Source organism: Streptomyces prasinopilosus (genome assembly GCF_001419695.1).
In the GTDB taxonomy this organism is placed as follows: Bacteria; Actinomycetota; Actinomycetes; order Streptomycetales; family Streptomycetaceae; genus Streptomyces; species Streptomyces prasinopilosus.
The window spans coordinates 1-8,232 of sequence record NZ_LIRG01000308.1 but is presented as its reverse complement, the minus strand read 5'-3'; the positions used below and the strand labels follow the sequence as shown (position 1 = coordinate 8,232).

At 75.2% G+C, this 8,232-nt stretch carries 6 protein-coding genes and 2 pseudogenes; 2 read left to right on the top strand and 6 right to left on the bottom strand.

The genetic code is table 11. The annotated features are described in order from the left end of the window. The 5 genes and pseudogenes from AOK18_RS13900 to AOK18_RS34285 all read right to left on the bottom strand — a co-directional run. Window positions 1-803: biotin carboxylase N-terminal domain-containing protein (locus AOK18_RS13900; RefSeq protein ID WP_157865095.1), on the bottom strand; the 803-nt coding region annotated here is incomplete at its 3' end. A 5-nt stretch (window positions 804-808) separates the two neighbouring features. After that, the gene (locus AOK18_RS13895) at window positions 809-2,407 is read right to left on the bottom strand and encodes an acyl-CoA carboxylase subunit beta (RefSeq protein WP_055572040.1); all 1,599 of its coding nucleotides are present in this window, start codon (window positions 2,405-2,407) and stop codon (window positions 809-811) included. Continuing rightward, a complete protein-coding gene (locus AOK18_RS13890) occupies window positions 2,404-4,092 on the bottom strand; it encodes an acyclic terpene utilization AtuA family protein (RefSeq protein ID WP_055694559.1) in 1,689 nt (562 codons plus the stop codon). Before AOK18_RS13890 ends, AOK18_RS13895 begins: the two co-directional genes overlap by 4 nt. Then, window positions 4,089-4,940: a TIGR03084 family metal-binding protein gene (locus AOK18_RS13885; protein ID WP_055694558.1), complete on the bottom strand. Its 852-nt coding sequence runs from the start codon at window positions 4,938-4,940 to the stop codon at window positions 4,089-4,091. The genes AOK18_RS13890 and AOK18_RS13885 overlap by 4 nt, the downstream gene beginning before the upstream one ends. Before the next feature lie 301 nt (window positions 4,941-5,241). Further along, window positions 5,242-5,861 (bottom strand): annotated as a pseudogene (locus AOK18_RS34285) (protein kinase family protein); the annotation flags it as partial. A 226-nt stretch (window positions 5,862-6,087) separates the two neighbouring features. Between AOK18_RS34285 and AOK18_RS13880 the strand changes: the two are divergent. Continuing rightward, window positions 6,088-6,888 carry a GNAT family N-acetyltransferase gene (locus tag AOK18_RS13880; RefSeq protein WP_055694557.1) on the top strand — a complete coding sequence of 267 codons (801 nt, stop codon included), beginning with the start codon at window positions 6,088-6,090 and terminating at the stop codon, window positions 6,886-6,888. 430 nt (window positions 6,889-7,318) lie between these two features. On the opposite strand, the gene AOK18_RS13875 is transcribed toward AOK18_RS13880, so the two are convergent. Next, window positions 7,319-8,113: an EamA family transporter gene (locus AOK18_RS13875; RefSeq protein WP_055694556.1), complete on the bottom strand. Its 795-nt coding sequence runs from the start codon at window positions 8,111-8,113 to the stop codon at window positions 7,319-7,321. Between AOK18_RS13875 and AOK18_RS34280 the strand changes: the two are divergent. After that, window positions 8,102-8,232, top strand: a pseudogene (locus AOK18_RS34280) (EamA family transporter); the annotation flags it as partial. The gene AOK18_RS13875 and the pseudogene AOK18_RS34280 overlap by 12 nt on opposite strands.

The following is an 8,232-nucleotide window of genomic DNA, read 5'->3' as shown; positions in this document are numbered from 1 at the left end:
CTCCTACGTCGGCCGCCGGCGACGAGGAACTCCACGGTGCCGGCGCCGACGTAGGAGACGGCGCGCGCGGCGCGCACGGCGAGGGCGTGCAGTTCCTCGGTGAGCCGCGCGGGCAGCCCGGGGGCCGGGGCCTCCTCGATGACCTTCTGGTGGCGGCGCTGGAGGGAGCAGTCGCGGGTGCCGAGCGCCCACACGGTGCCGTGGGTGTCGGCGAGGACCTGCACCTCGACGTGCCGGCCGCCCTCCACGTACGGCTCGGTGAACACCTCGCCGTCACCGAAGGCGCTCGCGGCCTCCGCGCGGGCCGCGGCCAGTTCGCCGTCCAGGTCGGCGAGGCGCCGCACGACGCGCATGCCGCGCCCGCCGCCGCCCGCCGCCGCCTTCACCAGCACCGGCAGGTCGGCCTCGGTGACCTCGCGCAGGGGCTCGATGCCCATCAGTTCCTTGGCGCGCGTCTTGGACGCCATCGCCTCGATCGCCTCCGGGGGCGGCCCGATCCAGACCAGTCCCGCGTCCCGGACGGCCCGCGCGAAGCCGGCGTTCTCGGAGAGGAAGCCGTAGCCGGGGTGCACGGCGTCCGCGCCGGCCGCGAGGGCGGCCTTCACGATCAGGTCGCCGCGCAGGTAGGTGTCGGCGGGCGCCGCCCCCGGCAGGCGTACCGCCGTGTCCGCCGTGCGGGCGTGGAGGGCGTGCGCGTCGGCGTCCGAGTGCACGGCGACCGTGCGGATGCCCAGCTCGCGGCAGGTGCGGGCGATGCGGCAGGCGATCTCGCCCCGGTTCGCCACCAGTACGGAAGTAATCATGGGCCTCACATCCGGAAGACGCCGAAGCCACCGCGCGCGCCCTCGTAGGGGGCGGTGTGGATGGCCGACAGGCACAGGCCGAGGACGGTGCGGGTGTCGCGCGGGTCGATGACGCCGTCGTCGTACAGCCGCCCGGACAGGAACAGGGGCAGCGACTCGGACTCGATCTGCTGCTCCACCATGGCGCGCAGCGCCGCGTCCGCCTCGTCGTCGTACGGCCGGCCCTTCGCCGCGGCGGACTGCCGGGCGACGATGGACAGCACCCCGGCGAGCTGCTGCGGGCCCATGACGGCGGACTTGGCGCCGGGCCAGGCGAACAGGAAGCGCGGGTCGTAGGCGCGGCCGCACATGCCGTAGTGCCCGGCGCCGTAGGAGGCGCCCATGAGGACGGACAGGTGGGGGACGCGGGAGTTGCTGACCGCGTTGATCATCATGGCGCCGTGCTTGATGATGCCGCCCTGCTCGTACTCCCTGCCGACCATGTAGCCGGTGGTGTTGTGCAGGAACAGCAGCGGGATGTCGCGCTGGTTGGCGAGCTGGATGAACTGGGCGGCCTTCTGGGACTCCTCGCTGAAGAGGACGCCCCGGGCGTTGGCGAGGATGCCCAGGGGATAGCCGTGCAGGGTGGCCCAACCGGTGGTGAGGCTGGTGCCGTAGAGGGGTTTGAACTCGTCGAAGTCGGAGGCGTCGACGATCCGCGCGATGACCTCGCGCGGGTCGAAGGGGATCCTCAGGTCGCCCGGGACGATGCCGAGGAGTTCGTCCTCGTCGTGCTCGGGGGGCGCGGCGGGGCCGGGGTCGGCGTGCGCCTTGCGGTGGTTGAGGCGGGCGACGACCCGGCGGGCCTGGCGGATCGCGTCCCGCTCGTCGACGGCGAAGTGGTCGGCGAGGCCGGACACGCGGGCGTGCATCTCGGCTCCGCCCAGGGACTCGTCGTCGCTCTCCTCCCCGGTGGCCATCTTCACCAGCGGCGGGCCGCCGAGGAACACCTTCGCCCGCTCCTTGACCATGATCGTGTGGTCGGACATGCCGGGGACGTACGCGCCGCCGGCGGTGGAGTTGCCGAAGACGACGGCGACGGTCGGGATGCCGGCCGCGGAGAGCCGGGTGAGGTCCCGGAAGACGGCGCCGCCCGGGATGAAGATCTCCTTCTGGGAGGGCAGGTCGGCGCCGCCGGACTCGACGAGGCTGATCACGGGCAGCCGGTTGGTGAGCGCGATGTCGTTGGCGCGCAGGGCCTTGCGCAGGCTCCACGGGTTGCTGGCGCCGCCGCGCACGGTCGGGTCGTTGGCGGTGATCAGGCACTCCACGCCCTCGACGACGCCGATGCCGGTGACGAGGGAGGCGCCGACGGTGTAGTCGCTGCCCCAGGCCGCGAGCGGGGACAGCTCCAGGAAGGGCGTGTCGGGGTCGAGGAGCAGTTCGACGCGTTCGCGGACGAGCAGCTTGCCGCGCCCCCGGTGCCGCTCGACGTACTTCTCGCCGCCGCCCGCGAGGGCCTTGGCGTGCTCGGTGCCGAGTTCGGCGAGTTTGGCGAGCATGGCGTCACGGTGCTCCCGGTACTCCGGGTCGGCCGTGTTCAGCGCGGATGCGAGGACCGTCACAGCAGGGCCTCCGGGATGTCGAGGTGCCGGGACCGCAGCCATTCGCCGAGCGCCTTGGCCTGCGGGTCGAAACGGGCCTGCGCGGCGACGCCCTCGCCGAGGATGCCCTCGACGAGGAAGTTCAGGGCGCGCAGGCGGGGCAGGACGTGCCGGGTGACGGGCAGGCCGGCGGCCTCGGGGATCAGCTCCCGGAGGCGTTCGACGGTCAGCTCGTGCGCGAGCCACCGCCAGGCGTCGGCGGAGCGGACCCACACCCCGACGTTGGCGTTCCCGCCCTTGTCGCCGCTGCGGGCACCCGCGAGGAGGCCGAGGGGCGCTCGTCTCGTGGGTCCCGGGGGCAGCGGTTCGGGGAGCGCGGGTTCCGGTACGCCGTCGAGTACGGCGGTGTCGTGGGGCGCGTCCACGGGGATGCGGCGCCCGTCGTGGAGGACGGCCACGTGCTCGACATCGCCCTGGGGGACGTACACGTCCTCGAAGACCCCGTAGGCAGAGCCCTTCCCCGGTGGTGCCACCACGTGAAACCCGGGGTAGCTGGCCAGGGCCAGTTCGACGGCGGCCCCGCTCAGCACCCGTCCGACCGCCTCCTGCCGGGGGTCGCGCACGACGAGCCGCAGCAGCGCGCTGGCACTCTCCTCGGTGTCCGCGTCGGCCCGGTCGGTGCGCGCCAGCTCCCAGCGCACCTCGGCGGGCGGCGACTTGGCGAGCGCGTCGCCCATCTGCTCCTTCACCAGGCCGGCCTTGGCCTCGATGTCGAGGCCGGTGAGCACGAACACGACCTCGTTGCGGAATCCGCCGAGCCGGTTGAGGCCGGTCTTGAGGGTGGGCGGCGGCGCCTCTCCCCGCACCCCGTCGATCCGCACCCGGTCGGGCCCCTCCCGGGTGAGGCGTACGGTGTCGAGCCGGGCGGTGACGTCCGGCCCGGCGTAGCGGGCGCCGCCGGTCTCGTAGAGCAGTTGCGCGGTGACGGTGCCGACGTCGACGAAGCCGCCGGTGCCGGGGTGCTTGGTGATGACGCTGCCGCCGTCCTCGTGCAGTTCGGCGAGCGGGAAGCCGGGCCGCAGGAGGTCGCCGGGGGGACGTTCGCCGAAGAAGGCGTAGTTGCCGCCGGTGGCCTGGGTCCCGCATTCCAGCACGTGCCCGGCGACGACGGCCCCCGCGAGCCGGTCGTACTCCGTGTTCGCCCAGCCGAAGTGCGCGGCGGCCGGGCCGGTGACCAGGGCGGCGTCGGTGACCCTCCCGGTCACGACGACGTCGGCGCCCTCGCGCAGGCAGGCCGCGATGCCGAAGCCGCCGAGGTAGGCGTGCGCGGCGAGGCTGCCCGGGTGGCGGGCGGTGAGGTCGTCGCCCTCGACGTGCGCGACCCGCACCGGGATGCCGAGCCGTCCGGCCAGCTCCCGCACGGCGTCGGCGAGCCCCGCCGGGTTGAGCCCGCCGGCGTTGGTGACGATCTTCACGCCCCGCTCGTGGGCGAGGCCGAGGCACTCCTCCAGTTGCCGCGGGAAGGTGCGGGCGTACCCGGCGGAGGGGTCCTTGAGGCGGTCGCGGGCGAGGATGAGCATGGTCAGCTCGGCGAGGTAGTCGCCGGTGAGGACGTCGAGCTCACCGCCGGTGAGCATCTCGCGCAGGGCGTCGAAGCGGTCCCCGTAGAACCCGGAGGCGTTCCCGATGCGCAGGGCCGCCGTCACGGGGTGCGTCCCGGGCCGTCCCCGGTCTCGCCCTTCGGGGGGTGTCCCGGGCCGTCCCCTGCCTCGCCCTTCGGGGGGCGTCCGCCGCCGGGCGGCCCGGCGAAGGCCTGGGCGACGTCGAGCCACCGGTCGGCGTCGGGGCCCTCGGCGGTGAGGGCGAGGTCGGCGCGGTGGGCGCGCTGGGTGACCAGGAGGCAGAAGTCGAGTGCGGGGCCGGTGACGCGCTGGGGGGCGTCGGCGGGACCGTAGGCCCACCGTTCACCTCCCGGCGCGACGAGTTCGACCCGGAAGGGGTCGGCGGGCGGGGTGAGTCCGTGCGCTCCGTAGGCGAAGTCCCGGGTCCGCACCCCGAGCCAGGCCACATGCCTCAGCCGGTCGGTGGGGGGCCGCGGCACACCGATCGCGTCCGCGATGTCGAGTCCGTGGGCCCAGGTCTCCATGAGCCGGGCCGTCGCCATGGAGGCCACCGACATGGGCGGCCCGTACCAGGGGAAGCGGGTGCCGGGGGGCGCGGACCGCAGCCCCTTCTCCAGCGCCGCCCGCCCCTCGCGCCATCGCGCGAGCAGTTCGGCGGGCGCGAGCCGCGCGTACTCCTCGGCGCCCTCGTCGACGAAGGTGTGCGGGGCGGCGAGCGCCTGCTCGACCAGCCCCTGGAAGCCCGCCGCGTCCGTGACGGCGAGCAGGGCGGAGCGGTCGGTCCAGGCGAGGTGCCCGACCTGATGGGCGACGCTCCACCCGGCGGCCGGGGTGGCGAGCCCCCACTCCCCGGGTCCGAGGCCGGCCACGAGCCGGTCGACCTCCTCGCTCTCCTCACGCAGATCGTCGATCACGGACGACGGATCGGACACGATGGCGCTCCCCTCGGGGCACGGACACGGTGGTGTGCGGCGCGGCGTGGTGTGGAGCATGACAGGGGCCCCCATAACAATCAAGCATGCTTGCATGATTCGTCGCGGACGGTGGGGAGGGGGATGCCCGTCGGTCCCGCGGTGCGTTTCGGGTCCCCCGGGCGGCCCGGCCCCTCGGTCCGTCCGCCGGACGGTCGCGTCCACGAGCAGGAAGCCGATGTCCGGGCTCAGGTCCGGGCCCGGGCCCAGCGGCGGAACCATCACTTCCGGCCCTGTGACCTCCCGCCGGGCGGCCGGGCCCGAGCGGGATGCCGAAGTCGCTCACCCGCGGGCCGTCGGAGGCCGGTAGCACGTTCGACGGTTTCAGGTCCCGGTGCACGATCCCCGCGCCGCGGACGGCCCGCAGCGCCTCGGCGGCCCCCGCCGTCAGCCACGGGACCGCCGGCAGCGGCAGCGGCCCCCGCCGTCAGCCACAGGACCGCCGGCACCGGCAGCGGCCCGCCCCGGGCGACAGCCTCCGTGAGGGACGGGCCCGGCACATACGGCGTGGCCGGCCGGGCGGTACGCCGTCCGGGTCGGCGTGGGCCAGTTCGGCGGCGCAGGCACCCTTCACCTTCCGGGCCGCCCCGACCTCCCGGCCGGGGGCGCCGCCGGAAGGCCGGGGGTGCCGCCGGAAGGCCGGGGGTGCCGCCGGAAGGCCGGGGGTGCCGCCGGAAGGCCGGGGGTGCCGCCGGAAGGCGGGGAGCGCCGGCCGGTTCCGGCCGCACGACCTCGACGGCCACCGGCCGGCCTCCCGGGGTGTGCGACAAGGTGGACGCGGCCCATGCCACCCGCGCCGAGCCGGGCGACGAGGCGGTACCCGCCCGCCTCGCGCGGGTCGTCGTCCTGCAGCGGCCGGAAGACCCCGGTCGCGTGCCTCATCGGCCCCCTCCCCCGTGATCCGATGATCCGACCGAACCCGGAGTTCATGTGAGGCACGCCACCGCCGGTCCGAGGGGGTGTACCGTCCCAGGGGCCCCGGGGGCGCCGTTCCGGTGTTCCGGGGCCCGGACCCGCCGCGGGCCGCCGCGCACGGGCAGGGGTCGCGGACCACGGGGACGGCTCCCGCGTACTCGACGACGCGCACTCGACGAATCGAGGGCTTCCCATGCACGGTCCCGCGGACTCGGTCGAATCGAGGCAACAGCTCACCGCGGCCTGGCGGGTCATGGTGCTCGACAGGAACCCGGACGCGGACGTCCGCGACCTCCCGGGCCTCGCCGTCCGCTGGGCCGACTGCCGGTTCCCCTTCTGGAACTGCGTCACGCTGACCGGTGACGGCGCGGGCGCCGGACTCGTGCGGCGGCGCCTGGACGAGGCGGCGGAGATCATGCGGTCCAAGAGGCACCCGGGTTTCCTGTGGGTCTTCGAGGACCTCCTCGACGAGGAGGCGCGCGCGGCACTCGGGCCGGCGGCCGCACGGGCGGGCCTGGCGCACGCCTTCCCCGGTACCGGGATGGCGGGGGACCTGCTGCCGGTGCCCGAACCGGCCCACCCCGACCTGACGTTCGTACGCGTGACCACCGGTGAGCACCTGCGGGCCTTCGCGGATCTCAACTCGCTCGCGTACGGGTTCCCGCTGGAGGACGGCCGGGACGGTCTGGTCTGGTCCGCGCTGTGGAAGAACCGGGTGTACGCCTGCCTGGGCGTACGGAACGGCACTCCCGTGGCCTGCGCCGCCACGATGGAGGTGGAGGACCGCCTCTTCGTCCTGCTCGTCGCCACCGACCCGGCGTGGCAGCGCCGCGGCTACGGGGAGGCGGTGACGCGCAAGGCACTGCACGAGGGTGCCGCGGCCACCGGGGCGACCCGGGCGACCCTGCACGCGACCGCCGCCGGGGCCCCCGTGTATCCCCGCATCGGCTTCGAGCCGAACTCCCCGATGCGCTTCTACGCCCTGGAGGACTGACCCGGCGGGCGGAGCGGCCGCGCGGTGGCGCCGCGGCCGGCGACGGTCCGCGGCCTCCGGGCGGGCCCTCACCGGCGGGGGGCTCCGTGCGGGCCGCCGCCTCGGCGGCGGCCCGCACGCACGTGAGCCCCGTCCCGGATTCGGGACGGGGCTCACCTCGGAGCGCCGGGCAGGCCTTGCACCTGCATCTCCCCGCAGGAAGCGGGACGTCTTTCCTTGGACCACCAACGCGCGACCGGTTACCGGAACTCCGGCGACCAGCTCAAGATCAAGTGTAGCGCAGCCCGGCGATCGGGTACACCCCCGCCTTCCGGCCCGCGCACCGGCACGCCGGCCCTCTCCGCACATCCGGGCATCCCGGGCACACCGAGGGGCCGCGCGCGGGACCGGACGGACGCGGGCCCCCTCGTGCGAGGGGGCGAGGGGGGAGCTAGGTGGGCTGCCCCGGGAGCGTCTTGGCCCGTCCCCGTCCCACCTGCGTCCGCACCGCCCCCATGCTGGCCGCGATGACCAGCGCGATGGCGGCCGACTCGGTGAGGGTGAGGGCCTGGCTGAGGACGAGGAAGCCGGCCGCGGCGGCGAGGGCCGGTTCCAGGCTCATCAGGATGGCGAAGGTGGAGGCGGGCAGCCGGCGCAGGGCGAGGAGTTCCAGGGTGTACGGGAGGACGGAGGAGAGCACCGCGACCGCCGCGCCCAGGGCGAGGGTCGTCGGCTCGAGGAGTTTCGTGCCGGACTCGGCGACGCCCAGCGGCAGGAACAGCAGCGCCGCCACGCCCATGGCGAGGGCGAGCCCGTCGGCCTGCGGGAAGCGGCGGCCCGTGCGCGCGCTGAAGACGATGTAGGCCGCCCACATGACGCCGGCGCCCAGGGCGAAGGCGACGCCCAGGGGGTCGAGGCTGCCGAAGCCTCCGCCGCCGAGCAGCGCGACGCCGACCAGGGCGAGTCCCGCCCACAGGAAGTTGATCGCCCGCCGGGAGGCCAGGACGGACAGGGCGAGCGGGCCCAGGACCTCCAGGGTGACCGCCGTGCCGAGCGGGATGCGGGCGACGGACTGGTAGAAGAGGCCGTTCATCGCGGCCATCGCGATCCCGAAGACGATCACCGTGGTCCAGTCCGCGCGCGAGTGCCCGCGCAGCCGGGGCCGGCACACCAGCAGCAGCACGACCGCGGCCACCAGCAGGCGCAGCGTCACCACGCCGAGCGCGCCGGCGGGATATCCGTCCAGTTCGGCGGCGCCCTCGCGGTGACGCTGATGCCGCGCGCCGGCGCGCTCGGCGTGGTGACGCTGCGCCTGCTGGTGGCCGCGGTCGTGCTGCTGCTGGTGTGCCGGCCCCGGCTGCGCGG

Coding starts and splice junctions, on each gene's coding strand:
- AOK18_RS13880 (WP_055694557.1), top strand. CDS start 6,088: ATGCACGGTCCCGCGGACTCGGTCGAATCGAGGCAACAGCTCACCGCG.